Here is a 24,259-nt window from a genome sequence, read left to right on the forward strand (position 1 = left end):
CTCAGACGGCGGGCATGACCCCGGACAGGACAGCGCCGATCTGCGCCACCGCGCGATCGGCGCTTCCCGTCGGCTGGAACAGGTGACTCAGCGTGAGCCGGACCATGATCTCCACGATCGAGATCAGCTCGTCGTCGGTCATGGCGGCGAATTCGTACTGCTCGCGCACCGTGGCGGTGAGTGCGGCCACCGCCCGGCCGAGTACCGGTTCGGGGTCGCTCACCAGGGCGGGCAGCAGGGCGGTGTCGCCGTCCTGGCGAGCCGAGAGCACGGCCTTGATCAGGGTGTTGTCGCCTGCCGTGCGCAGCGTGTACTCGGCGGCCGCTGTCATGCCCGCGAGCGGATCGGCCGGATGTTCGGCCAGCGTCTCGGCGATCCCGGTCAGGTAGATGCCGGTCTCGCGCTCGATGAGGGCATCCGCGAGTGCCTGCTTGGTGCCGATCTCCTTGTAGAGGACCGGCCTGCTGATGCCGACCTCCTTGGCTACCCGCGACATGTTGACCGCGCCCCAGCCCTCGGTGACGACCATCGTGCGCGCGGCGTCGATCATTCGGTCGCGCAGCAGTTGGCGCATTTCTGCCTGAAAGTTCGGTGGTTCGGCCACGTGATCATCTTACATGTGTTAGCCGATGTGCTCGATCGTTGACAATAAGCGTCATTATGTATCCAATTAGAACACTACGAGCTAATGTGTAAACGAAGGCGACTTCGAGCGAGTAGGTGTCCGGAGTCCCGGTGATCAGGAGAATGACAATGACGACATCTCGAATCGGCGACCACGAAGCGTCCGCCGCACCGCCGCACTGGCGAGATCCCAAGCGCTACCTGTGGCTGTTCGGCCTCATCGCGCCCAGCGCGACGGTGCTGGCCTGCGGTTTCGTGTGGGTCTTCAACCAGCTGGGCTGGCAGGTCGCCGCGCCCGTGTGGTGGTGGCTCGGGCCGATCCTGTTGTACGTCCTGCTACCGATCCTGGACCGGTTCTTCGGGCCCGACGGCGAGAACCCGCCCGAGGAGGTGATGGAGCAGCTGGAGAACGACAAGTACTACCGCTACTGCACCTACGCCTACATCCCGCTGCAGCTGTTCAGCCTGGTGCTCGCCTGTTATCTGTGGACCGCGGACAGCCTGTCCTGGCTCGGCATCGACGGCGGACTCGGCCTGATCTCCAAGATCGGCCTGGCCTTCACCATCGGCGCGATGGGCGGCATCGGCATCAACACCGCGCACGAACTCGGCCACAAGAAGGACGAACTCGAGCGGTGGCTGTCGAAGATCACCCTGGCCCAGACCCTGTACGGACACTTCTACATCGAGCACAACCGCGGCCATCACGTGCGTGTCGCGACGCCGGAGGATCCGGCCAGTGCCCGGTTCGGCGAGTCGTTCTGGACCTTCCTGCCACGCAGCGTATGGGGCAGCCTGAAGTCCTCGTGGGAGCTGGAAAGCGCACGTCTGCGGCGGCTCGACAAGAGCCCGTTCTCGCTGCGCAACGACGTGCTCAACGCCTGGCTCATGTCGGTCGTGCTGTGGGTGGCGCTGGTCGCGGTGTTCGGTCCGTCGATTCTGCCGTTCCTGCTGATCCAGGCGATCTACGGGTTCTCCCTGCTGGAGACCGTGAACTACCTCGAGCACTACGGTCTGCTGCGACAGAAGACCGCCTCGGGCCGCTACGAGCGCTGCACCCCCGAGCACAGCTGGAACTCCGACCACATCGTCACCAATATTTTTCTCTACCACCTGCAGCGGCACAGCGACCACCACGCCAACCCCACTCGCCGGTACCAGATCCTGCGAAGCATGGACGGCGCGCCCGAGCTGCCGAGCGGCTACGCGAGCCTGATCGGCCTGGCGTATGTGACTCCGCTGTGGCGCAAGGTGATGGACCATCGCGTCCTGGCCCACTACAGCGGCGACATCACCCGGGTGAATATCCAGCCCGGCAAGCGGGCGAAGGTCCTGGCGAAGTACGGAGCGAACTGATGGCCTAGACGGCTAGCGCCCGTCCTTCTTGGCTTGGCGCCGTGCCCCCGCGGCGATGCTCGAGGCCTCGTACTTCTTTCGGCCGGAGGACTCGCGGGTGGCATCGGTGCGCGTCTTCCCCGCGGAGCGCACCTTCCCGTCGCCGGTGTCGATGTCGCTGAACGATGGCGCGTCCTTGCGGGCTCGGGCGAGTCTTTCGTCCTTCAGCTTTCGGGCATTTCGCTTCGAGGCCGTGGCCAACTGGCGGCTCACCCTGCTGAGCGCGCCTTCGAAGACTTCCGCTTTGCCTGCGTTGCGGGTGTTCGCCGATTTTCCGGCGCCGCGCGCGCCTTTGGTTTCGACCTTCGCCGCACCGGATTGGCGATACAACTTGACGAATTTGTTGCGCGCACGTCGTACCCGGGTATGCAGCCGGATCAGCGCCTCTTCGTCGAGATCGACCATTTGCGGTTTCTTTGTACTGCGAATCAGGACGTACTCATCTTCGGACAAGGAGTTCAGCAACTTCGACATGTCGACTCCGATCTACCCGAGGGTCACCGTAGAAAACGAGTGTAGCCCTCCTGATTCGTGGGCTATCGCGGTCAGGAATTGGCCGCGTTGGGTTCTACCGTGGGGTTTATGGGACTTCGACAGGGTGAAACGCGGATTGTCGTCACGACGCCGATGGGGCACGTGGGTGCTCGGGTGGTGCAGTTGCTGGTGCAAGCAGGGGTTCGGCCCACCGTGCTGATGCGCGATCCGGGACGGCTCGAACCCGCCATGCGGGGATCGGTCGATATCGCGCAGGTCGATCAGGGGGACGCGGATGCGGTGGTGCGCGCTACCGAAGGTGCTGATCGGTTGTTCTGGGTCGACCCGCCTGCCCTCGTGGACGGTGATCCGGTGGCGGGATACGCGCGGATGGGGGCTTCGGCGGCGCGCGCTGTCGTGGAGAACGGGATCGAGGCGACGGTGTTTCTCAGCAGCGGGGGCGCGGAGAAGCGGGGTGGAGCCGGCGAGATCGACGGGTTGGCGCGAACCGAGGAATTGCTCGACGCGACCGGCGCGAATGTGACCCACCTGCGATGCGGCTACTTCTTCACCAACCTGCTGACCCAGCTCGACGAGATCCGGGCAGGCACGCTGTCCACACCGTGGCCGTTGGACCATGCGATGGCCTGGGTGGACCCGCGCGACATCGGTGAAGTCGCTGCCGCCCGGCTCCTGTCGGACGCGTGGTCGGGGCGTGTCGTCCAAGGGGTGCACGGACCGCGGGATCTGACTTTCACCGAGGTCGCCGAGATTCTCGGTCGGCAGCTGGGGCATGCGGTCACCCCGATCCACCTCGCCGACGACGAGTTCCGCGACGCACTGCGATCGGCCGGGCTCGGGCAGGGGCAGATCGACGGCATCGCGGGGATGTCTGCGGGACTGAGTTCGGGTTTCGTCCCGGAGAACCCGCGCACAGTGCTCACCACCACGCCGACAACTCTCGCGGCCTGGGCGAGCACCTCCCTGCGATGAACAGCACCGGCCGGTCACGACAAGCGTCGTGACCGGCCGGCCGTTCAGTGTTGTGTCACCAGTGCACGCCGGGAAGCACCCGGCTCATCCGGGCCGCGGACTGCGGCATCACCATCAGTGGCGCCAGGACGGGCCCGAGCACGGTGAGGGCGTTGCGTGTCGGTTCGGCGGGCTCGGTGACCACCTGCGGAGTCGACTTGCCTTGTGCCGCGGTGGATTCACCGAAGAAGCGGAAGCCGGTGTGCAGGATCGTGCGCTTGAGCGACGGGAGGAACATCTCGACCGCCTGGGCGAAGGTGCCCACGGGGGTGTCGATGCGATCGGGGCGTTCCAGTAGCGCACGGACCACGATCTCGGCTGCCCGGTCCGGGTCCGGCAACGGCAGGGATCGGTAGATCTCGGTCGGAGCGATCATCGGAGTACGGACCAGTGGCATCCGGATAGAGGTGAAAGTGACTCCGTCGCCCTGGTTTTCGACCGCGGCGATATCGCTGAAGTTGTCCAGTGCGGACTTGCTCGCCGCGTAGGCGGCGAAGCGGGGGACCTTGGTCTGCACGGCGATGGAGGAGATGTTGACGATATGGCCGAAGTGGCGTTCGCGCATCGACGGGAGCAACCCCAGGATGAGGCGGACGGCACCGAAGTAGTTGACCGCCATGGTGCGTTCGAAGTCGTGCATGCGGTCCACCGAGTTGGCCACCGAGCGGCGGATGGAGCGGCCCGCGTTGTTGATCAGGTAGTCGACGTGGTGGTGTTCGGTCAGCACGGTCTTCACGAGCAGGTCGACAGACTCCGCATCGGTGATGTCGCAGGGGTAGGCGAAGGCGGTGCCGCCCTCGGCCTGCACGGATTCCGCTGCGGCCGTGAGGTCTTCGACGCCACGGGCGATCATCAGCACGATCGCGCCACGACGGGCGACGGCATGGGCGGTGGCCAGGCCGATCCCCGAGGACGCCCCGGTGATCAGCACCGTGCGCCCCGAGAGCGGATGCGCGTCGGCGGCGGGACGACCACGGTGCGGGTCCAGGTTGGTGCGCCAGAAGTCCCAGAGGCGCTCGGCGTAGGTATCGAACGCGGGCACGGTGAGCCCGGGCAGCTGCGCCCGGGTGGAGTCGGCGACGAATTCGGCGGTGAAACCGACATGCGGCGCGACCGCGGCCGGGATGCCCGCCTGCTCGAACAGGAAGTCGCGCACCGCGTTGGCGCCGGGGACGTGGCCGAGCCCGTTCAACGCACGGGCGCTGCCTGGCACGGTGCCGATCCCGACGGGACCGCCCGCGGCGGTGGCCAGGGCGCGGTAGATCTCCCCGAACGGCTGCGGACGCGGGTTGACCAGGTGGAACGTGCGCCCGTCCAGACCCTCGCGCCGTACCAGCCGCACCATCGCCTCGGAGACGTAATCGACCGGCACCACGTTGGTCGCGCCCAGGTCGGGTAGCGGCAACGGGAGTTCGGACGGCAGGGTGGACAGCGTCGAGATAGCGGAGAAGAAGTAGTAGGGGCCGTCGATCTTGTCCATCTCGCCGGTCCGTGAATCACCGACCACGATCGCCGGGCGATACACCCGCCAGCGCAGGTCGGTGGCCTCGCGAACAAGCTTTTCCGCCGCGAACTTGGTGCGGTGATACGGCGAGGTCAGGTTCTGGCCGAGGTCGAAATCCTCCTCGAAGAACTTGCCGCGGTGATCGCCCGCCACCGCCACCGACGACACGTGGTGCAGGGTGGCATCGAGGCTGCGAGCCAACTCGATCACCGAGCGAGTGCCCGCCACATTGGCCGCGTGGGCGGTCTCCTCGTCGGCGGTCATGTCGTAGACCGCGCCCAGATGCAGCACGTGATCGGCACGCGGCGCTCCGTCGCCGAGACCGAGGCCCTCGGCGGTCAGGTCTCCGACCAGCGCGAACACGCGATCACTGTAGGGATTTTCCGCATTGTGCGCGGTGAACTTGGTCAGGGACTCGGCGCGCACCAGTACGTGCACGATCGCGGTGGGGTCGGCTGCGAGCAGCCCCCGCACCACACGCCGACCCAGAAATCCGGTACCGCCTGTCACGATGTAGGAAACCATCGCTCCTCCTGAAAATCTCGAAACACGGTGTCGCGCAACAGTGATCGGCATGCGGCGGTGAATGCGAAATCAACGGTTGAGGTCCAGCAGCAAAAGTGGCTGGAGAGAAACCAGGCACATCGTCGTCCCGGCTACGCCTACCGTACTTGCCGGTAACCTAGACGAGCAAGCGAAGGACGTGATATCACCGTGTGGGAATTGTCACCTGTCGTCGCAGGTCAAAGGGTATGTGTGACAGATATTTTCAGTAACTGACAGTTTCAGACAACTTGTCGCTACCCCTGCGGCCGGTTCGCCAGGACCTCATCGACGGTGCCCGCGATCCTGGCACGGAACACCTCGGGCGCGAAGGTGGTGGCGTGCTCGCGGATCTTGGCGGGATCGTAGGCCGTCGAACGGAATTCGCGCATGACCTCGGCCAGCGCCGCGACGACATCCTCATCGGAGCCCGCCGGGACGTATTCGCCGGTGACGCCGGGGCGCACCGTGTCGAGGGCCCCGCCCGCACCGACCGCGAGCACGGGCGTGCCGCAGGCCATCGCCTCCACCGGGACGATGCCGAAGTCCTCGATGCCCGGCATCAGCACGGCCTGACAGCGCCGGTACATGTCCTGCAGCATCTCGCCGGAGGTGGCCCCGAGGAAGGTCGTCTCCGATCCGGCGATCTCGTCGAGCTGGGCGCGGAAGCGGCCCTCGCCGAGGACCACCAGGCGAACCCCGGCTCGTTGCGCGGCGCGAATGGCGAGGTCGGCGCGCTTGTACGGCACCAGTCTGCCCGCGCACAGGAAGAAGTCCTCGCGCTGCACCGTGGGGTCGGGGGTGAAGCGGCTGACCTGCACGGGCGGATTGACCACCGAGGCGGGCAGGCCCCACCAGTCGGTGACCCGTTCGGCGACCGCGTGCGAGTTGGCGATGACGTGTGTCAGTCGCGGCGCGGCGCGCAGTTCGCCGCGTCGAGCCAGGGTGCCCAGCGCACCGAGGGCGAGTTGGCCGACCCGGCCGCCGGCCTCCTGTGCGCGGAACTCGCGATCCCAGGCCCAGCGGGCGGGGGAGTGCACGTAGGCGATGACGGGCGCGTCGGTGGCCAGGGCGGCCTGGGTGGCGAACGCGTGATGGCTGATCACGACGACATCGAAGTCGCGCAACGGCAAGCGACGCAGCGCGCGGGGGACCAACGGCAGCAGGGGAGCGTGTCTGCCGCGTGTGTAGGTGTGCGCCTTGCTCAGCCAGGTGTCGTGGACGGTGCGCACCGGCTCGCGCAGGCCGCCCGGTGCGACGATCGGCGCGAAAACCTCGGCATCGGGCCAGGTTTCGACGAACTCGCCGACAACGGCCTCGGAGCCGCCGAACTCGGTGAAACGTTCGTGGACGATGGCGACACGGGTCATCGGAGGGTTCTCGCTTCGATTTGTCGGGGCGCCGCGGTGCGACGCAGGGCGGGGGCGACGGGACGGCCGCGCAACAGCCCGTCGACGGAGCCGCGCTCGATCGCCCGGCGATAGACCTCGGCCGCCTCGGCGCAGGCTGCGACGGTCGTGGCGATCGCCTGTGAGTCGTGGGCGGCGGAGGTGACGAACGACTGGCCTAGTACGCCGCGGACCAGCAGTTCCTGGAGGAACAGGGTCCGAAATGCTTGCGAGGGAGCGCCTTCGGCGTCCAGGGTGCGGTAGATGAGGCACGACGGCCTGCCTCGCACCTGGAGGAAATCGGCGATGTCGAGGTCGGCGGCGATCGAGTTCACGCCGTCGGCGAGGGCACTGCCCGCCTGTTCCATCCGCCTGACGGGGTCTTCGGTGCGGTAGGCGTGCACCACCGCGCGGAACGCGGCCAGCGAGGATGTTTCCGGACCGTGCGTCGTCGAGAGCAGGAAGACGCGATCTTCCTCGGTGCGCAGCCCGCCCCGCTCCATGTACTCGCGCTTGCCCGCGAGCGCGGAGATCGGGAAGCCGTTGCCCATCGCCTTGCCCCAGCACGACAGGTCGGGTATCACGCCGTAGACGGCTTGGGCGCCGCCGGCTGACCAGCGGAAGCCGGTGATCATCTCGTCGAACACGAGCAGCGTGCCGTACCGATCACACAGTGCGCGAACACCTTCCAGGTAGCCAGGAAGTGGTTCGGCCATCGCGGTCGCGGCCTCGAGGAACACCGCGGCCACGCGGCCCTGGGCCAGTGTCGCCGCGAGGTCGTCGAGATCGTTGTACGCGAACTTCACGACGTCGACGGTGGGGATGCCGCCTGCCATCTCGGTGGTGCCGATGAACCAGTCGTCGACGGAGAAGAACGGTTGATCGCAGACGGCGATGGTGGTGCGGCCGGTCACCGCTCTGGCCAGGCGGACCGCGGCGGTGGTGGCGTCGGAGCCGTTCTTGGCGAACTTCACCATGTCGGCCCCTGGCACGAGCGACAGGAAGTCCTGCGCGGCGAGCAATTCCAGTTCGGTGGGCCTGCTGAAGCTCACGCCGTCGGCGATGACCTGCGACACCGCGGCGAGCACCGGCGCGTAGCCGTGGCCCAGCGTCACCGCGCGCAGGCCCATCCCGTACTCGACGTATCGATTGCCATCGGCATCCCAGACGTGAGCGCCGTCGCCGCGCACCAGGATGGGCGCCATGAACTCGGGATATTGGTCGGCGCCGCGGGCGTAGGTGTGGGCGCCGCCGGGAACCAGGTCGTGCAGGCGCGCTTGCAGCTCGTTACTGCGATCGAAACCGTGGTGGGCTGTCATGACCGTTCCTCTCCGGCGCCGCCGACGCACGCCGCGGTGGTACGTGCGGTGCTGAACGCCCACAGCTCGTGATCGGTGAGTTCGCCGTCGACACCGCGATAGCGGTGCATGGTGCCCTCGTGGCGCAGACCGGCGTCGAGAGCGACCGCCGCGCCCGCTCGGTCGGCCGACGGTACGGCCAGCGCCACCCGCCAGATACCGAGCCGCTCGGTGGCGTGCCCGATCAGCAGACGTAACGCGCCGACCGCGACCTCCGGGGCAGCCTGCGGGGAAACCCACACGGCGGCACGGACATTGCGATCGAACATATCCTGATCGAAGAGGCGGCACTCGCCGACATATCGGCCCGCTTCCTCGACGACCAGGACGGCGCCGTGCTTGCCGCGAAGCCCCCTCCGAGACGCTGCCCTGGCTCGCCACCACTCCCGCCGGGTGTGTAGCCGGGTCCACTCCTCGAGTGGTGTCGCCGGGGCCAGCAGCGGCCGCGCGGCGATCCGCGCGGCGCGGCGCAGTCTGAAATCGCCACTGCGCCAAGGCCGTATCGTCACCGAACCGTGCTCCGCCCGCGCCGTTGCGGCGGTGGCGGTGCATAACGGGTCGGCCAGGTGCCGCATCCGGCCGAGGCAATTCCGTATGCGGGCCCGCAGAATCGTGTACCGCGATACCGCGGCACCGGTCGACGAGCCGGTGGTGTCGGCAGGATCCTCGACAGCGGGGTGCGTCGCGAGATAGCCCTCCAGCCAGTCGGCGGCGAACCCGCCCGCGGGTATCCGATCGCTGGTCACCGACCACAGTTCGTGGTCTACGCGGCCGTTCCCGACGTCGAAGTATCCGGCCATGACCGCTTCCATCGTCCAGCGCTGCCGGACCGCGCGCCGCGCACCGGTATTGGTGACGGCGATCGGCGCGGTGATCCGCTCCAGGCCTGCGGTGCCGAATCCGAAGTCGAGCAGCAACGACCCGGCGAGCCCGCTGGCACCGCGCCGGGCGACCTCGGCGTCGACCCACACGCTGAGCTCGGCGGCGCCGGAGTCGATACCGACCAGCTCGATCTGCCCGGCGAACCTGCCGTCGATCTCCAGCACGGTACTCACCCGTCGTCCGGCCTCGGCTTCGGCTCGGACAGTGAGACATTCACGTACCCAGCGGGTCGCGGTGTGCCGCTGCTCCCAGGTCGACGACGAACGAAACCAGAACGGTTCGAGACAGGCGCGATCACGCAGGCGAATCCGCCGCCACTCGGCGAAATCGCCGAAAGCCGGTGGTCGCAGCCGGACCGTGACACCGCGCAGACGCACCGGTCCCAGGACCACCGAGGCGTAGGACGAACTCATTGTCGTGGCCGTTGTTTGCCCATTGCCACGGTGCGCAGCGCGCCGTCGGTACCGACGGCCAACCGCCAGTAGCCACCCCCGGGGTCCTTGAGGACGAGTCCGGCGTCGGAGTGATCGGATAACCAAGCGCCGCTGGACAATACGGCCGACCGGACCGATCCGTCGTTGCCCTGTGCCTGGAAGAGGTCGGCGTCGCCGTGCCCGGCCCTGGTGATGACCGTGCCGGTGAAGCGCGAGGTACGCATCCCGCTGCGCCCGATCACCTGCCATCCGTCGGGGAACACTCCGGTGCGCAGGTCGTCGGCGGAACCGGAGATGAGATTGATCGCGGTGCCCTCCGCGCAGTCGGTGGGGTCGATGCGCAATTCGACGGCGGGACGGTCGGATTCCTGATCGAAGACCACATTCGCCAGATACGGCTGCCTGCAGTAGGCGAGATCGACCCCGACCGAACGGGCCGCCACCTTGCAATTGACCATGCCGAACTGGGCGGGTCCGCCCCTGCCTCGTGTCCCGACCGAGACCGCGATATCGGCGCCCTCGAACCAGACATTGGTGAGCCACCAATCGTTGGCCGCGCCGTCGACCATGAGATGGCGATCGGTGGTGCGCGGATCGCGGTCGGAAACGAATTCCACATTGGTCAAAGCCAATCCGGCATTGTGGTCGTTGCCGGTGCCGAGCACGCCGACGTAATTGCTCGTGAATTTCGATGAGGTGACGTAGTTCTGGATGCATTGGGTCTCCAGACCGACCCCGAAATTATTGATATCGCAGTTGATGAACGCGGTGCCGCCGGTATTGCGATCCAGCACGACACCACGCTGGGCGAGGAAGCGAGGGTGGTTGTCGCTGAGATGGTTTCCCCGGATCACGACACTGTCGAACGAGCAGCGGAAGCATTCCGAGAGCACGAAAGCGGTGGCGCGCGGCCCGGTGAGATAGAAGCCGATGCGGGCGAACCGAACCCGGTTGCGCTGCTCCAACCGGATCAGCGTCACATCCTCCTCACAGAACACGACGCTGGCGTCCCCGCCGTCGCCGAGCACCGTGGCGTAGTCGGGCATCGCGGGCCACGACCGGACACGGTAGGTGCCCGCGGGCAGATACAACACCATCGGTCGATCTGTGGAGGCCACGGCCGCGGCGATAGCGGCGGTGTCGTCGGCCTTACCGTCGCCGACCGCTCCGAAATCACGGACGTTGCGCGCCGCGGGCGTATCGCTGACGTGCGGTGAGCGGAACTCGGCGCTCGGTTCCGGGTCGGCGACACACGCCGCGGCCAGCGGCAGCACTGCCGCCGCGCCGAAGGTGGCGGCGAGCAGGCGCCGCCGCCCCACTGATTCCTCGTTCACAGGGGCAACCGTTCCAGGAAACGGGCCAGAGGAGCCGACGGTCTGCTGTACACCACCGCTCCCGTGAGTTTCGCGGCGCCGAGAGTCGCGAGCGCGCCGCGCAATCCGGGCGCGGACAGCGCACCGAGCTCGACGACGCCGAGGGTGGCATCGCACAGCGGCGCCACGCCGATCGCGTCCGCGGCGACGGTGACCGGTGCGGTCTCCACGATGACATGGTCGAAACGCGATGTCAGATCGGTGAGCAGGTCGGCGAAGCGCGCCGACACGAGCAGGTCAGGGGTCAGCTGATCGGCCGCGCCGAGCGGCAGGAACGCGATCCCGGTCTCCGACCACGGCGTCAGCGCCTTGGCTGCGGGCAGGGTGCCGCGCAGCACCGCCGCCAGCCCCGGGCTGTCACTGGTGATGAACTCGGTGCTGCCGCCGCCACTGGTGTCGGCGTCGACCAGCGCCACGTGCTGTCCACTGTCGGACAACGAACGGGCAAGAGCCATCGCCACATCCGGCTCCGACCGCGTCGACAGGCTCGTCAACTGCACGGACTTCGCGGGGTCGTGCTGCAACAACCGGCTGCGCAACCGCCGCGTCTCACCCGCGGCAGCGGGCAAGCCCGCTTCGATCACGCCCAGCACCGGAACGGGCAGCGCTGCCGCCACAGCATCCGGGGTCCGCAGCGAACGGTCGGTGCGCTCGCGCACCAGCGCCGCGCCGCCACCGAGGGCGAGACCGGCGATCAGGCCCAGCAGCACGATCCGGCTCGGCGGCGGTCCCAGCGGTGCGCTCGGCGCCTGCGCCCGGTCGACCACGGCGACCCGCGCGGCCGGTGCCGCGTCGCGCTGGATGGACTCGAGTTCGTCGACGAGCTTGCGGAACTGCGCCACCGCCGCATCCGTGAGATCGCGGGCGCCGGCCGGTGTCGAATCCTGCACCGAGATCACGATAACCGAGGTCGCGGGCGGTGAACTGGCGGTGATCCGCGCGCGCATCTCCTCCGGGGTGACCTTCAATCCCTTCTCGTCGACCACGCGCGCCGCGACCGTCGTCGAGGCCGCCAGATCGAGATAGGACCGCACGCGCTGCTGCGCGGCCAGGCCACCCTGATACGAGTCGTTCACCGAGGTGCCCGTCGCCATCGACACATACATCGAACTCGATGCCGCATAGGTGTTCGGCAGCGTCTGCGCGTAAGTCCACGCGGCCGCCGTGCACACCAGCACGACACCCACGATCAACAGCCACCGCTGTCGTACGATGCGCCAGATATCGATCAAACCCATCGCTGGGACTCCATTTCCCCTGATACCACACATGATTCGGTGCGCCGGAACTCCTCGACGACCAGATACACCAGCCACGCCAGCACGGCGGTCTGTAGGAATTTGCCGAGATTCTCCATGCTGCCGAGAATCCCGCGCTCGAACAGTGTCGAGGCGCCGGTGATCGCCAAGCCGAGCACGACCACCGGAAACCACCGCGAATACAGCGAATACGACCAGGCCACCAGCAGCGCGAAGGTGAACACCGCGCACACGACGACCCCGGTGTAACCGCCGAGCACGTAGCCCTCGTTGAAATTTCCCTCGGCGAGCGAGACCGTCACGGTGCTCATATCCACCGAGGCGCCGCGCACCTCGTTCGCCCACGCCGTCCCGGACTGGAACTTCTCGAGCCCCAGCAGCGGTGCGGGAATGAGGCTCAGGCTCGCGTGTTGTGCCACCTCGGCCGGTGTCAGCCAGCCGCCGGGGCCGTAGAACAGTGCGTCGGTCGCGGCCTCGAGCAGATCGAACCGGCGCAGGATGCTCAAGAACGGTTGCACGTTCTCCGGATAGATCGAATCGACCGACGCCGCATCACGTGCCGCGGTGCCGGTGGACTTGAACGACTGCAGCCAGCCGAAGCCGATCACCCCGACCACACCGATGCCCGCGACACCGACAGCGGTGCGCCGGTTCCAGCCGATCATCGAGAACCGGATGGCCAGTGCCAGGGCAGCGCCCAGGATCGGGGTCTTGGACTGCACCACCGACGACCACCACAGCTCACCGGCCAACAGAGCGCCGAGGATGACGGCGCTGCGGCGCGGGTCGGGCGTTCGCAGGAAGATGATCAGGCCGATCGCGGCGATCGAGGCCGGGACAGCGAGGAACGCCAGCATCGGGTTGGCGCTGTCGACCTCGCCTGCGGTGCCCGCCGACCCGGACGCGGTGCCCGCCGCCCGCCCGAGCATGCCGAGCGCGTACAGCGCGACCAACGCGGGCACGAAATCCGGATCATCGAGGGCGGCGGCGCGGCGCAGCGGCCGCCGGTGTGACCAGATCGCGTAGGCGACAACCAGTGCCGCGTACACCCACAGTCCGAACACGACATGGTGCAAGGCCAGCGCGATCCCCCGGTCGTAGCCGAGATCGGCCAGTCGCGGATCGGGCACGTTGTCACCGAAGTGCGGTTCGGGGCGCACCGCGAGTAGCAGCAGTGGTCGAGCCACATACGACAGCGACCAGAACACGGCCTGCGCGATGAGGAACACTCGGGCGACGCCGGGCACCCAGAGGGCAGCGACCGCGATGACGAACAGCGCGGCGGCGACGGCGGCGACGGTGGCGGAGCCGGTCAGGACCTGACCTCCTGCGCCAGCGCGACGATCTCGCGCGCCCGATCCACATAGCGGTGCCCGTCGGCCACCACGCGGCGGTGTCCGGCGTCGGCCACCGCGGCGACCCTGTCCGGTTCTGCCGCGCAGCGGTCGAGGATGTCGTGGAGTTCGTCGGTGTCGGAGAACAGGAAGCACTCGGTGGCGTCGTCGAGCAACTCGGCGTGCTCATCGGTGCGTTCGCCGACGAAGAGGCCACCGGCAGCAGGCACTTCGAACGTGCGGCAGGTGTGGGTGTCGCGGTTGTCGGAGTTCAGCAGCACCAGGTTCGCGCCGACCTGGGCCACCGCGGCCGAATACTGGGCGCCGTAGACCGCGCCGCCCACGTGGGCGCCGGTGGCGCGCAGTTCGGGTACCCGGCGCCAACCGGGCCCACGGACCAGCATGCGATCGCCGTAGCGTCCGGCCAGTTCGACCATCGCGGCGCGGCGGTCGGGACGGCACACACCGATGAAGCCGACCAGGTAGTCACGCCCGTCGCGGCGGGCGGTCCGGTGGTGCCAGGCCGGATCGTAGGCACTGCGAACGAAACCGACGGCGCGGGCGCCGCGGGCCCGCAACTCGGGCACATTGTGGCGCTTGGTGGTGATGACGAGGTCCCACTCGGATTCGTGCGCGAGGTAGGAGGGGGTGAGATTTTCCGGGTTCGCCACATCGTCGGCGCTGTAATGCACATGCAGCGCGGCAGGCAGATCGAGCAATCTGCGCTGGTCGAGATGGATTCCCTTGAACACGAACACCATATCGGGATCGAAGGCCTCAGCGCTACGTTCGATTCGCTCGTGTAATGCGCGCACCTGCCACGGCGCCCGTTCCTTGCGCGCTTTGGCATAGATCCAGGGCGGCGACAAACGGGTCGGCAGCGTGATCGCGGTCGAGTCGACGACGAGCACATCGTGGCCGGCCTGGCGGAAACCGTCGGCCAGCGAACGGGCGTTGCTGCCGATCCAGTCGTCGCCGATGAAGAGGATTTTCATGCGTGGTGGTCCTTGCTGCGCCGGTCGCGCAGGACCAGCATCCTGACCCGCGCGAGATACCAGGCAGCGACGGTGTATTCGACCAGCACGCTGCCGTAGACGAGGGTGTGTACCGAGTGGGTGCGGAAGGTCAGCCCGAGCGCGCAGGCCGCGATCACCGTGCCGATCACCGCGCCGGTGAGCACACCGAAGGTGTCCTGGCGGACCGGCAGGATCGCGGTGGTGACGAACGAGGTGACGGTGGTGGCGGGCAGGATCAGGATCTCGATCCGCAACAGTGAGGTCGCGCCGAGGAATTCGGTGCCGAAGATCACTTCGATGAGGAAGGGCGCCGCGACCCACACCAGCGCGCTCACCAGCGCGGCCAGCGCGACGCAGGCCGCGAGCACCCGCACGCTGTCACGCCAGAAGTTGCCGTCGGAACTGCGTCGCGCCAGGCGCGGCAGCAGGGCGAAACCGATCGGGTCGAGCAGCGATTGCAAGGCCCGCACGAGGCGATCGCCCGCCGAGTACAGGCCCAGGGCGGCGGCGTCGAGCACCACCGAATAGATCGCGGCGGCGCCCTGGCCGTAGGTGGTGATCAGCAAGCGCGAGGCGAAAACCGGCGCGCCCGTGCGGAGCAGTTCACCGACATCACGTGGTCGCGACGGTCGGCCGTACCGCCGGGAGGTGTCGATCCAGGTGGCGACGACCGTGGGCACCGACGACACCAGCAGGCACAACACCGCGATTTGAGCACTCGGCAGCCGCGGCAGTACGCCGACCAGCAGGGCGAGATAGCCGAGCCGCCCGATGCCCTGATAGATCGTCGACGCGCCGAAACGGCCCTGCCCGATCAGCAGCCAGTCCTCCGACATCGACCAGAACCCGCCCGCGAACAAACCGAGCAGGATCATCTGCACCGGTTCGGGGACACCGAACACCAGACCGGCGACGAGCGCCAGCCCGAGTATCAGCAGCAGACTCAGCCGGACAGCGAGGTAATCGCCGCGCAACTGGTTGACGGCCGCGAACCGTGTCCCGGCACCGTGGTCGTCCTCGGCATCGGGCACCCGTGCGGCCATGAACGAGGTGATGCCGAGGTCGACGATCAGCGAGCCGATGAAATAGGCCGACATCGCCATCGCGAGCAGCCCGAGTCCGTGCGCGCCGAGCACCCGGGCGATCAGCGGCACCGTGATGAAGGTGACCAGATACTGCCCGTACTTGCCGAAGCTGACGAACCCGATGTCGCGCAGCACAGCCAGCGGACCGGACTTGCTGTGCTTGCCCTCGCCGTCGGACCCGTGGTCGTCCTCGGGTCGGCGATGCGCGCCGTTCTCGCGGGGGACCGGCTGCACGTGTGGGAAGACGTCGGTGGTGACGCCGGCCGGATAGCGATCGTGCTCAGTCACCGCGGGTCACCATGGTGTCGAGGAAGTCGGCGACGGTGCGGGCGCTGGTGTGGATGTCGAAATCGCGCGCGCGGTCGCTGCCTGCCAGAGCCAGGCGGGCACGGTCGGCGGGGTCGTGGAGGAGGGTGTCCAGCGCGGCGGTGAGGGCGCCGACATCGCCACCGGGGACGAGCAGGCCGTCGACCCCGGTGTCGATGATCTCGGCAGGACCACCCGGCGTCGCCGCGACCACCGCGCAGCCCGCGGCCATGCCTTCGACGACGACCTGCCCGAAGGGCTCCGGCAGCACCGAGCAGTGCACGAGGATGTCGGCGGTGGTGAGATATTCGGCGGGATCGTCGACATGGCCGGTGAATTCGGCGGCCACACCCAACTCGGCCGCGAGCTTCTCCAGCTGTGCGCGATACGTTTCCTCGCCGAAGAACGTGCCGCCCACCAGAACCACCCGGGCAGGCCGCACCCGCAGCGCGGCGATCGCGCGTAGGAAGACGTCCTGGCCTTTCCACGGACTGAGCCTGCCGACGACGACCACTACCGCCTCCGCGGCCGAGCGGGTACGCGGATCCGCTGGTGTCGCAGGCAGTTCGACACCGGGATAGGCGATCGCGGTAGACAGTCCAGCGGGCAGGGTGGCAGCGGTCGCGCGGCTGTTGGCCAACTGTCCGCGGCACACGAGCTGGGCCAGCACGCGGATCGCCAGGGCCGGAATCGCGCCGAAGTAATCGGGAGAGACACGGTCGTGGACTTGCCACACCAGCGGAACACGCGCGCGGCGGGCGGCGACAGCGCCCAGGACCAGTGCCTTGGTGCTCTCGGCGACGACGACATCGGCGCGGGTCTCGGCGACCACCGCACCGACGGCCCAGCCCAAGCGCAGCAGGGCGAGGAAACCGGTGAGCAGTCCGAGCACTCCGGTGCCGATGCGCATGGCGCGCGAGTCGAATCGTCCCGTGACGATTCGGGTCTCGATGTCACGTGCCCGCATCCGGGCGACCATCGGTCCGTCCTCGGTGTAGATCATGGTGACCTGATAGCGGCCCGTCGCGCGCAAGGCGTCGAGCAGTCGCAAGGTGGCCAGTTCGGCGCCGGACGGTGCCGCGGTGTGTGCGAGGAAGACAGCTCTGGTCACAGCAGGTCCCGATAGAGGGCAGCGTGGCGGTCGGCGGCGATGTCCCAGGTGAAGGTCTGCGCGTGCGCGCGGCAGGCGGCCGGGTCGGGAACCGTTCCGTCCAGCGCGGTGACGAGCCGGGCGGCGAGCGCGTCGGGCTCGCCCGCTGGAACGACGAGGGTCGGGTCGAGGCCGCGCACGGCGTCGGGCAATCCGCCGCAGTCGGTGACGATCGGTGCTCGGCCGGCGGCCAGGGATTCCAGGGCGATCAGCCCGAAGCCCTCCAGCGCGACGGTCGGGACAACGGAGACGGTGGCCTCGGCGTAGAGGTCGGTGAGTTCGTCGTCGCCGACCCGGCCGGTGAACTCGACGGTGCCCCCGAGCTCGGCCGCCGCGGCCCGCAGCTCCGCTTCGGCGGTACCGGTGCCGACGACGACGAGTCGGGCATCGGGATGGGCGGCCGACACCTGCGGCCATGCTCGCAACAACACGTCGATGCCCATGCGCCGCTCGAGCCTGCGCACGCACAACACCGTTCGGGTGGTGGCGGTGGTGTCGAGCGGCGCGGCGCGGAATCGGTCGAGGTCGACGCCGGGCGGAATGACCGAGATCCGGTCGGCGGGCACGTGGTAGTCGCGTTCGAGCACGTCACGGAAGTGGCTCGACAGCACGATGAATCGGTCGGCGCCGCGGTAACGCAGTCGTTCGAACAGGTACTTGGCCCGCACGGCACGGGCCGATTCGCCCGCCATCGCGCTCTCCTGCGCCCACGGTCCGTGGAAGTGGACCACGAGCGGAAGCTTCGACGTCGCGGTCCGGGCGAGGGGGCCGTAGAGGCAGAAGTGCCGATCCAGGACGGTGCCGGGGGCGAGTTCGGAGCGGGCGAGCAGCGCGGTGCGGGTGCGGTGCAGTGTGGAACCGCCCGTCGGTCCCCATGATCCGGCGCCCGCGTGGTCGGCGGTGCCGAACGCGGCCGCGGTCACCGCCATCTCCGGCTGCCGTGCGAGTGCTCGATACAGATCGGTGAAATACCGGTTGAGGCCGCCCGGAGTGGCACCGAACCATTCCGATCCGGTCATGTGCACACCAACCGTTGCGGTCGCAGTCGTCAACCTCCGCACCCTTCATCATGTGTCCCGCGAAGTGCATCCCGACCGGCGAATTCGCTATCGGCCCACAGTGTAGGGGAGTAACCACGTTCGGGCCCACCGGACGGCAGCCGGTCAGGGGGTGGGGTAGATTCCTCACCGGGGAAGGCGGGAGTGCAACAGGGCATAACCCGGTGACAGGGAGTGCGACGATGGTTTCCGCGTTGACGGTGTGTGTGCCTGCCTACGACGCCGAGCGGACGCTCGCGGTGACCCTGGAATCGGTGCTCGCCGAGGACGCCGACTTCGAACTGCTCGTCCTCGACAATGCCAGCGCCGACCGCACCGGCGAGATCGCCCGTTCCACCGGCGATCCCCGAGTGCGGGTGCTGCGCAACGAGTCGGTGTTGCCGATCGGGGCCAATTGGGATCGGGTGATCCGGGCCGCCTCCGGTGAACTGGTGAAAGTGGTGTGCGCCGACGACATCCTGCGCCCCGGCGCGCTGACCGAACAGTGGGCGCTGATGGCCGACTCGTCGGTCGCGATCTGCGCGGGACGCTTCGATGTGATCGATGAGCAGGGCGACTTGCTCGAGACCGACCTCGGTCTGCCGGGCCTGCTCGGTCGCCACACGCCACGGGAACTGGCCAAGGTCATCGTGCGTCGCGGTCCGGCAGAGTTCGGTCCGACGGCCGCGGCGATGTTCCGGCTGGCCGACTATCGGCGCGTGGGCGGTCTGCGCCCCGACCTGGTGTTCCCGATGGATGTCGACCTGTTCGCCCGCGTCGCCACCGGCGGTCACTTCGTCGGGATGGAACGGATCGTCGCCGCGTGGCGCAACTCCTCGTTCAACCTGTGCAGCCGTACCACCACCAAGTCCAAGCTCACCGACATGTACCGCTTCCACCATCGCCTCGTCGTCGATCACCCCGAATTGGTGACGCGAGCCGACGTACTCACCGGGGATCTGCGCCTGGTCGGGCAGATCATGGAGCGCGTCCGGGTGCGAACACTGGGCGCGGTCGGCGCGGTGCGCCCGGGCGAATGAGGCCCCGGCTCCGGCCGGTCAGGTCTCAGCGCCCCGACGGGTGACGGCCCGCCGGGGTGACGCCGATCAGATCGAGAAAGTCTTGCCGTAGGTGACGACGGTGTCGCCGGTGGAGCCGACGATCTTCACGAACGGGCGGACGTTGGTCTGGCCGAGCACACCGGTGACGGTGCCGTGGAAGCCCGAAAGGCGCAGCACGCCTTCGGCTCCGGAGATCTGGCCACCGGCGACCTCGACCTCCTGGATGCCGGGGCCGAAGCCCGCGGCGAGTTCGATGCCCGCGCGCGGGATGAGGCCGTCGAGCTTGACGGTGGGACCGTCGGCGCCGACCTCGAGGCCCAGGCTCGGGGTGGACCACTCGAACTTGATTCTGCCGTCGAGGGTGGCGGGGTAGCCGACCTGGTAGCCCACGATGAGGTGGCCGGACCAGGCCTCGGCCTCGGGGCCGCTGACCAGGTAGGAGGCCGCGCCACTGTGGAACCACTCGCGGGTGAGCGGATTGCCGTCCAATGGTGCGACGAAGTCGATCCGGGTGTCGGACTGGACAGCTTCGACGGTGCGGTTCTTGCCGTCGAGAACAATGCTGCTGCTGTCGATTCCGGCAGCGGCAGAGCCTGCCCCCATGGCGAGACCGACCGCGATGGCCGATGCCATCGCGACCATCCGGAGCGCGCGCGGTGCAAGCACGATGGTTCCCCTCATCAGAATTCTTCCCCTGGATACTCGCCCGCCGAACGTGCGTTCGACGCCGCAGCCCCCCTGCGATCCGGGCACCGGCCCACCGCGACACTGCGACGGTCCAGCGGTGACCTGAACTCGATCATGGTGCGGCGCTGGGCGATCCGAGTATCGCACGCCATCCGATCATGTGTCGGTCGGCAACGGGTCACCTAGGACACAGCCACCGTGGGCGACTATCGCCGGCGTGGGCCCGCGGGGTCGTCGATCATCCATCGGCCGTCGAGTGCGGGCAGCCCCGCGCTCACCTCGGTGAACAGGTCCGGCAGTGTCAGCAGCACGAGGTCGGGTTCGGCGGCGACCAGGTCGGCGGGGGAGATGATGGGCACATCGGTGCCTGGCATCCGACGGCCCTGTTTACCGGGCGAGGCATCGGCGACACCGGCGAGCAGGCCGCGGTGCGCGCCCACCATGCTCAACAGGGCCACCGCCCGGGACGCCGCACCGTAGGCGAAGACCCGATGATGGTTCGCGGCACCGTCTTCCAACCACGCGCGCAGAGCGCTGACGTGGCGGTCGACCGTGCTTTGCAGCTCGGCAGTGGAGCTCAGCGCATCGGCTTCGGTGGCGAGCAGTTCGTCGACCGTGGCATCCGCAGGGTGCTCGCCGTGGCGCACCGCGAGCAGCACGGTACCCCCGTAGAGGTCGAACGCCCACGCGGTGACCACGCTCATTCCCGCAGCCCGCAGCAGCGTGCGCAGGGTGGCCAGTGAGTAGTACGCGAAGTGCCCGTGCCGCAACGCATTCCACTGCCCTTGCGCGACGATGGCGGCCAGCGAGTGGTACTGCACCAGCAGCACGCCGTCGGGAGCCGTCGCCGCGGCACGTGCCGCGAAGGCCGCCCGCTGATCGGGTTCGTGCATGATGCCGAAGCAGTCGAGCACCACATCTGCCGGCCCGCTGGTCTTCTCGGTGAAGCCGTGGGCGCCGAGCAGGGGCAGCCAGGTGCCGCCGTGCGGGCTGCCGAATTCGGCGACCGTCGAACCGCGCAACAGTCCGGCGGTGTGCACCAGGCGCACTGCGTCCGCGGCCTGGTCGCGCAGTGCCTGCGGTTCGACGCCGCGGGGTTCGGCCGTGACGGTGTCGTCGTCGGCGAGTTGGGCCAGTCCGCAGGCCGCGCACTGGTCCATTCGTAGCGGATGGCCGGATTCGGTGTCGGCGATCGGAGCGTCACGTGGCGGAAAGTGGTCCGCAGCAGGGACCGACCCCAGGTCGAGTACGGGAGTGAGCGCGGTCTTCGCGCAGCCGCGGCATCGGCGGGTCATGGCAGGATGTCCTGGTGCGTATCGAGCGGACCGAACTGGCCGACGTGGTGGTACTCGTTCCCGAACCGTTCCGGGACGAGCGTGGACTGTTCACCCGCACGTTCGACGCGGGCGAGTTCGACGCCCATCTCGGGGTGCCGGGCGCGGCGGCGACCTTCGTGCAGGATTCGCAGTCGCGGTCGGTGCGCGGGGTGATCCGTGGCATGCATGGTCGCGGCGGGCGCGGTGAGGCCAAGCTGGTGCGATGCGCGCACGGCGCCGTCCACGACGTGCTCGTCGACATTCGTCCCGGTTCGCCGACTTTCGGTGCGCGTCAAGCGTTTCGGCTCGACGACGAGCAATTCCACCACCTGTACGTGCCGCCGGGCTTCCTGCACGGATTCCAGGCACTCACCGAGATCGCCGACGTCTGCTATCGCATCGACCGACCGCACGATCCCGCCGAGGACCTCGGGGTCGCCTACGACGACCCCGAGCTGGCCATCGACTGGCCGCTGCCCGTCGGCCCGGTCTCCGCGCGCGACGCGCGGGCCGGGAGCTGGCCTGCGCTGCTGGCTACGCTGACGCCGACGCACTGATCCGGCGCAGCTGTGCATCGAGCACTCCGGAGTCGCACAGGCCCTGCAGATGCGGCAGCCGGGTGAATCGCCGGAAGAACGCGTCCGAGGTGAGCCCGCGTGCGGTGTACTCGGTGAACAGCTCGGCCGCACCCGCGGGCACCGTCCACTGTGCCTCGAAGCCGAGAACCGCACGCGCGTAGGAGAAATCGACCCGGTAGGACCGCGGGTCCGCGCCGCTCTCGCCGGTGATCAGCAGTCGCGAGCCCGGTACCGCGTCGACCACCGAGGCGGCGATCTCGGCGACGGTCAGGTTGTTGACCTCGGTGCCGATATTGAACGCCCGGCACGAGACATCGGCGGCGGGGGCGGTGAGGCAGGTGGCGAACGCGGCGGCGATGTCCGCGGCGTGGACCAGGGGTCGCCACGGGGTGCCGTCGGAGAGGACCTTCACCTCGCCGGTGAGCACCGCGTAGCCGACCAGATTGTTGAGCACGATATCGGCTCGCAGTCGCGGTGAGAAGCCGAAAGCCGTGGCGTTGCGCAGGAACACCGGGACGAAATCGTCGTCGGCGAGGGCGGCCACATCGTCTTCGACGCGGACCTTGCTCTCGGCGTACGGGGTGATGGGTCGTAGCGGAGCGTCCTCGGTGACGAGTTCGGCACCGGCGGCGCCGTAGACCGAGCAGGTCGAGGCGTAGAGGAACCGCGAGACCCCGGCCTCTTTGGCGAGGCGGGCCAGACGCACCGACGCGTGATGGTTGATGTCGTAGGTGATCTCCGGCGCGAGGGCGCCGAGGGGATCGTTCGACAACGCGGCGAGATGGATCACCGCGTCGAAACCGCGCAGCTGTTCGACGGTCACCTCGCGCAGGTCCACCGCCAAACCCTCGGGGTCACCGGCGAATTCGCCGAGTACGCAGTCGGCGAAGTAGCCGATGTCCAGGCCGGTGACCTGGTGGCCCGCCGCCCGCAGCACCGGCACCATCACGGTGCCGAGATAGCCCTGGTGCCCGGTGACCAGTACCCGCATGTTCACGTCTGTTCCCATCTGATGATCGCTTTGTCGAGCACGAACGCCTCGGCATACGGTGCGTGGCACTGCACGCCACGCATCCGGGCCAGTCCGAGGAAGGCCTGTTCGTCGAACCAGTCGCGGCCCGTCTGCGACGGATAGTGCGCGTGCAGCAGTCGCGACTTCTGTTGTGCCAGTTCGTGACTCAACGGATGGTAGAGCGTGGGAGTCGGGGTGTCGGTCTCCCATTTGAGTATTTCGTAGCCCAGGGTCAGGTGATCGCGGAACTCGGTCGGCACCAGTTCGGCGAGCAGGCGATGGTCCTGATGGGCGTCGCCACGATGCGGCGCGAACACCACCTCGGGTTCGCCGCCACGACGAAAGTCCGCGAGTGCGTCCTTGATCCGGTCCCAGTGCGCCGGTGCGCGACCGTCGGGCACATCGAGGACGTGCAGCTGCGGCTCGGTGCCCGAGCAGAACGCGGTCAGCGCCGCGCGCTCCTCGTCCTCGCGGGCGGTGCCGCCGCCGGAGAGCACCAGGGCCCGCACCTCGACCTCGGGATCGGCGCCGGTGAGCGCGAGCAGCGTCGCCCCCATCCCGATCGCGATGTCGTCGCAGTGCGCGCCGAGCACCGCGATCCGACGTGGTGGGCGGGTGAACAACCCGATCACGGTCGGTCCCACACCATCCACGGCCGGGTGCCGTTGCGGTAGGCGTCGTCGAGCTCGGCGCGTTCCTTGAAGGTGTCGGCAGGCTTCCAGAAGCCCATGTGCTGATACCCGAAGAGCCTGCCCTGCCCGGCGAGCGCGCCGCACGCGTCTGCCACCAGATCGCCGCCCGGCGGCAGGAGATCGAAGATCTCCTGGCTGAGTACGAAGTAGCCGCCGTTCTCCCACAGGGGCATCTGCGCCACCGGCACGATGTCTTTCACCTCGCCCGTGGGGGAGATGTCCACGCAGTGGAACGAGGACTGCGGTGGCACCACCATCATCGACGCGGCCGCACCCGAGGCGTGGAAGCGTTCGATCATGGTGTCGAGCGGGGCGTCGGTGAGGACGTCGGCGTAGTTGGCCAGGAAGTACTCGTCACCGTCGAGGTGCTCGCGCACGCGGCGCAGGCGTTCCCCGATCGCGGATTCGACGCCGGTGTCGACGAAGGTGATCGACCAGTCGCTGATGTCGCTGCCCAGCAGCTCCACTTCACCGTTGCGGATCACGAAGTCGTTGGACGCCGACTCCTGGTAGGTGAGGAAGAAGTTCTTGATGTGTTCGGCGCCGTAGCCCAGGCACAGCACGAATTCCTTGTGGCCGTAGTGCGCGTAGTAGCGCATCACGTGCCACAGCAGTGGACGTGGGCCGACCAACTGCATCGGCTTGGGGACGACGTCGTCGGATCCGCCGCGCATGCGCATGCCGTATCCGCCGCAGAACAGGACGACCTTCATCGGTTC

Annotated in this window: 22 protein-coding genes; 4 read left to right on the top strand and 18 right to left on the bottom strand. The window is 68.2% G+C overall.

All coding sequences use genetic code 11. The features are described 5' to 3' along the window. Window position 1 precedes the first annotated feature (1 nt). Entirely contained in the window at window positions 2–604 is a 603-nt protein-coding gene (locus tag OHS03_RS08750; protein WP_328662237.1) for a TetR/AcrR family transcriptional regulator, read from the bottom strand. Between the two features lie 149 nt (window positions 605–753). Between OHS03_RS08750 and OHS03_RS08755 the strand changes: the two genes are divergently transcribed. Further along, window positions 754–1,980 (top strand): alkane 1-monooxygenase, encoded by a 1,227-nt coding sequence (locus tag OHS03_RS08755; RefSeq protein WP_328662239.1) that lies wholly within the window; start codon window positions 754–756, stop codon window positions 1,978–1,980. A gap of 12 nt (window positions 1,981–1,992) precedes the next feature. Here OHS03_RS08755 and OHS03_RS08760 read toward each other — a convergent pair whose 3' ends face one another. Then, a complete protein-coding gene (locus OHS03_RS08760; protein WP_328662242.1) occupies window positions 1,993–2,493 on the bottom strand; it encodes a hypothetical protein in 501 nt (166 codons plus the stop codon). Between the two features lie 108 nt (window positions 2,494–2,601). On the opposite strand from OHS03_RS08760, the gene OHS03_RS08765 reads away from it, so the two are divergent. Next, the gene (locus OHS03_RS08765) at window positions 2,602–3,486 is read left to right on the top strand and encodes an NmrA family NAD(P)-binding protein (RefSeq protein ID WP_328662243.1); all 885 of its coding nucleotides are present in this window, start codon (window positions 2,602–2,604) and stop codon (window positions 3,484–3,486) included. A gap of 55 nt (window positions 3,487–3,541) precedes the next feature. On the opposite strand, the gene OHS03_RS08770 is transcribed toward OHS03_RS08765, so the two are convergent. From OHS03_RS08770 to OHS03_RS08820, 11 genes are all read right to left on the bottom strand, one after another. Further along, window positions 3,542–5,554 (bottom strand): SDR family oxidoreductase, encoded by a 2,013-nt coding sequence (locus tag OHS03_RS08770; RefSeq protein WP_328662245.1) that lies wholly within the window; start codon window positions 5,552–5,554, stop codon window positions 3,542–3,544. 275 nt (window positions 5,555–5,829) lie between these two features. Beyond that, window positions 5,830–6,942 carry a glycosyltransferase gene (locus OHS03_RS08775; RefSeq protein ID WP_328662247.1) on the bottom strand — a complete coding sequence of 371 codons (1,113 nt, stop codon included), beginning with the start codon at window positions 6,940–6,942 and terminating at the stop codon, window positions 5,830–5,832. Beyond that, the gene (locus OHS03_RS08780; RefSeq protein WP_328662249.1) at window positions 6,939–8,279 is read right to left on the bottom strand and encodes a glutamate-1-semialdehyde 2,1-aminomutase; all 1,341 of its coding nucleotides are present in this window, start codon (window positions 8,277–8,279) and stop codon (window positions 6,939–6,941) included. Before OHS03_RS08780 ends, OHS03_RS08775 begins: the two co-directional genes overlap by 4 nt. Next, window positions 8,276–9,613, bottom strand: a complete 1,338-nt coding sequence (locus OHS03_RS08785) for a GNAT family N-acetyltransferase (RefSeq protein WP_328662250.1) — start codon at window positions 9,611–9,613, stop codon at window positions 8,276–8,278. The genes OHS03_RS08780 and OHS03_RS08785 overlap by 4 nt, the downstream gene beginning before the upstream one ends. Further along, window positions 9,610–10,968 (bottom strand): glycosyl hydrolase family 28-related protein, encoded by a 1,359-nt coding sequence (locus tag OHS03_RS08790; protein ID WP_328662252.1) that lies wholly within the window; start codon window positions 10,966–10,968, stop codon window positions 9,610–9,612. Before OHS03_RS08790 ends, OHS03_RS08785 begins: the two co-directional genes overlap by 4 nt. Continuing rightward, entirely contained in the window at window positions 10,965–12,245 is a 1,281-nt protein-coding gene (locus OHS03_RS08795) for a Wzz/FepE/Etk N-terminal domain-containing protein (RefSeq protein ID WP_328662254.1), read from the bottom strand. The genes OHS03_RS08790 and OHS03_RS08795 overlap by 4 nt, the downstream gene beginning before the upstream one ends. Further along, a complete protein-coding gene (locus OHS03_RS08800; RefSeq protein WP_442942372.1) occupies window positions 12,236–13,582 on the bottom strand; it encodes a hypothetical protein in 1,347 nt (448 codons plus the stop codon). Before OHS03_RS08800 ends, OHS03_RS08795 begins: the two co-directional genes overlap by 10 nt. Then, complete coding sequence (locus OHS03_RS08805) at window positions 13,579–14,595, bottom strand: CgeB family protein (RefSeq protein ID WP_328662257.1); 1,017 nt, start codon at window positions 14,593–14,595, stop codon at window positions 13,579–13,581. The genes OHS03_RS08800 and OHS03_RS08805 overlap by 4 nt, the downstream gene beginning before the upstream one ends. Next, on the bottom strand, window positions 14,592–15,842 hold the full coding sequence (locus OHS03_RS08810) for a lipopolysaccharide biosynthesis protein (RefSeq protein ID WP_328664140.1): 1,251 nt from the start codon (window positions 15,840–15,842) through the stop codon (window positions 14,592–14,594). The genes OHS03_RS08805 and OHS03_RS08810 overlap by 4 nt, the downstream gene beginning before the upstream one ends. Window positions 15,843–15,981: 139 nt before the next feature. Continuing rightward, window positions 15,982–17,118, bottom strand: coding sequence for a glycosyltransferase family 4 protein (locus OHS03_RS08815; RefSeq protein WP_328662260.1), 1,137 nt, complete (start codon window positions 17,116–17,118; stop codon window positions 15,982–15,984). Then, window positions 17,115–18,176 carry a glycosyltransferase family 4 protein gene (locus tag OHS03_RS08820; protein WP_328662262.1) on the bottom strand — a complete coding sequence of 354 codons (1,062 nt, stop codon included), beginning with the start codon at window positions 18,174–18,176 and terminating at the stop codon, window positions 17,115–17,117. The genes OHS03_RS08815 and OHS03_RS08820 overlap by 4 nt, the downstream gene beginning before the upstream one ends. Before the next feature lie 221 nt (window positions 18,177–18,397). Here OHS03_RS08820 and OHS03_RS08825 point away from each other — a divergent pair, with 221 nt between their 5' ends. Further along, the gene (locus OHS03_RS08825; protein WP_328662264.1) at window positions 18,398–19,234 is read left to right on the top strand and encodes a glycosyltransferase family 2 protein; all 837 of its coding nucleotides are present in this window, start codon (window positions 18,398–18,400) and stop codon (window positions 19,232–19,234) included. A gap of 66 nt (window positions 19,235–19,300) precedes the next feature. Here the strand turns inward: OHS03_RS08825 and OHS03_RS08830 are convergent, their stop codons facing one another. Together OHS03_RS08830 and OHS03_RS08835 are read right to left on the bottom strand one after the other, a co-directional pair. Further along, window positions 19,301–19,921 carry an MspA family porin gene (locus OHS03_RS08830; RefSeq protein WP_328662266.1) on the bottom strand — a complete coding sequence of 207 codons (621 nt, stop codon included), beginning with the start codon at window positions 19,919–19,921 and terminating at the stop codon, window positions 19,301–19,303. A gap of 227 nt (window positions 19,922–20,148) precedes the next feature. After that, entirely contained in the window at window positions 20,149–21,237 is a 1,089-nt protein-coding gene (locus OHS03_RS08835) for a class I SAM-dependent methyltransferase (protein WP_328662267.1), read from the bottom strand. 14 nt (window positions 21,238–21,251) lie between these two features. On the opposite strand from OHS03_RS08835, the gene rfbC reads away from it, so the two are divergent. Next, complete coding sequence (gene rfbC, locus OHS03_RS08840) at window positions 21,252–21,815, top strand: dTDP-4-dehydrorhamnose 3,5-epimerase (RefSeq protein ID WP_056817671.1); 564 nt, start codon at window positions 21,252–21,254, stop codon at window positions 21,813–21,815. Here the strand turns inward: rfbC and OHS03_RS08845 are convergent. From OHS03_RS08845 to OHS03_RS08855, 3 genes are read right to left on the bottom strand one after another with little or no spacing between them, the layout of a single operon-like run. Beyond that, window positions 21,793–22,827, bottom strand: coding sequence for an NAD-dependent epimerase/dehydratase family protein (locus OHS03_RS08845; protein WP_328664142.1), 1,035 nt, complete (start codon window positions 22,825–22,827; stop codon window positions 21,793–21,795). The genes rfbC and OHS03_RS08845 overlap by 23 nt on opposite strands. A gap of 2 nt (window positions 22,828–22,829) precedes the next feature. Beyond that, window positions 22,830–23,480 (bottom strand): PIG-L deacetylase family protein, encoded by a 651-nt coding sequence (locus OHS03_RS08850; RefSeq protein ID WP_425972193.1) that lies wholly within the window; start codon window positions 23,478–23,480, stop codon window positions 22,830–22,832. Further along, on the bottom strand, window positions 23,477–24,253 hold the full coding sequence (locus OHS03_RS08855; RefSeq protein ID WP_056817729.1) for a glycosyltransferase family protein: 777 nt from the start codon (window positions 24,251–24,253) through the stop codon (window positions 23,477–23,479). The genes OHS03_RS08850 and OHS03_RS08855 overlap by 4 nt, the downstream gene beginning before the upstream one ends. Window positions 24,254–24,259 lie beyond the last annotated feature (6 nt).

This window comes from Nocardia salmonicida, assembly GCF_036142455.1.
Taxonomy (GTDB): domain Bacteria; phylum Actinomycetota; class Actinomycetes; order Mycobacteriales; family Mycobacteriaceae; genus Nocardia; species Nocardia salmonicida.

What these genes read in the sequence shown, in the direction of transcription:
- OHS03_RS08765 (WP_328662243.1), top strand. Translation starts at nt 2,602, where the DNA reads ATGGGACTTCGACAGGGTGAAACGCGGATTGTCGTCACGACGCCGATG.
- OHS03_RS08855 (WP_056817729.1), bottom strand. Translation starts at nt 24,253, where the DNA reads ATGAAGGTCGTCCTGTTCTGCGGCGGATACGGCATGCGCATGCGCGGC.
- OHS03_RS08770 (WP_328662245.1), bottom strand. Translation starts at nt 5,554, where the DNA reads ATGGTTTCCTACATCGTGACAGGCGGTACCGGATTTCTGGGTCGGCGT.
- OHS03_RS08825 (WP_328662264.1), top strand. Translation starts at nt 18,398, where the DNA reads ATGGTTTCCGCGTTGACGGTGTGTGTGCCTGCCTACGACGCCGAGCGG.
- OHS03_RS08820 (WP_328662262.1), bottom strand. Translation starts at nt 18,176, where the DNA reads ATGACCGGATCGGAATGGTTCGGTGCCACTCCGGGCGGCCTCAACCGG.
- OHS03_RS08780 (WP_328662249.1), bottom strand. Translation starts at nt 8,279, where the DNA reads ATGACAGCCCACCACGGTTTCGATCGCAGTAACGAGCTGCAAGCGCGC.
- OHS03_RS08775 (WP_328662247.1), bottom strand. Translation starts at nt 6,942, where the DNA reads ATGACCCGTGTCGCCATCGTCCACGAACGTTTCACCGAGTTCGGCGGC.
- OHS03_RS08835 (WP_328662267.1), bottom strand. Translation starts at nt 21,237, where the DNA reads ATGACCCGCCGATGCCGCGGCTGCGCGAAGACCGCGCTCACTCCCGTA.
- OHS03_RS08805 (WP_328662257.1), bottom strand. Translation starts at nt 14,595, where the DNA reads ATGAAAATCCTCTTCATCGGCGACGACTGGATCGGCAGCAACGCCCGT.
- OHS03_RS08795 (WP_328662254.1), bottom strand. Translation starts at nt 12,245, where the DNA reads ATGGGTTTGATCGATATCTGGCGCATCGTACGACAGCGGTGGCTGTTG.
- OHS03_RS08755 (WP_328662239.1), top strand. Translation starts at nt 754, where the DNA reads ATGACGACATCTCGAATCGGCGACCACGAAGCGTCCGCCGCACCGCCG.
- OHS03_RS08760 (WP_328662242.1), bottom strand. Translation starts at nt 2,493, where the DNA reads ATGTCGAAGTTGCTGAACTCCTTGTCCGAAGATGAGTACGTCCTGATT.
- OHS03_RS08785 (WP_328662250.1), bottom strand. Translation starts at nt 9,613, where the DNA reads ATGAGTTCGTCCTACGCCTCGGTGGTCCTGGGACCGGTGCGTCTGCGC.
- OHS03_RS08845 (WP_328664142.1), bottom strand. Translation starts at nt 22,827, where the DNA reads ATGCGGGTACTGGTCACCGGGCACCAGGGCTATCTCGGCACCGTGATG.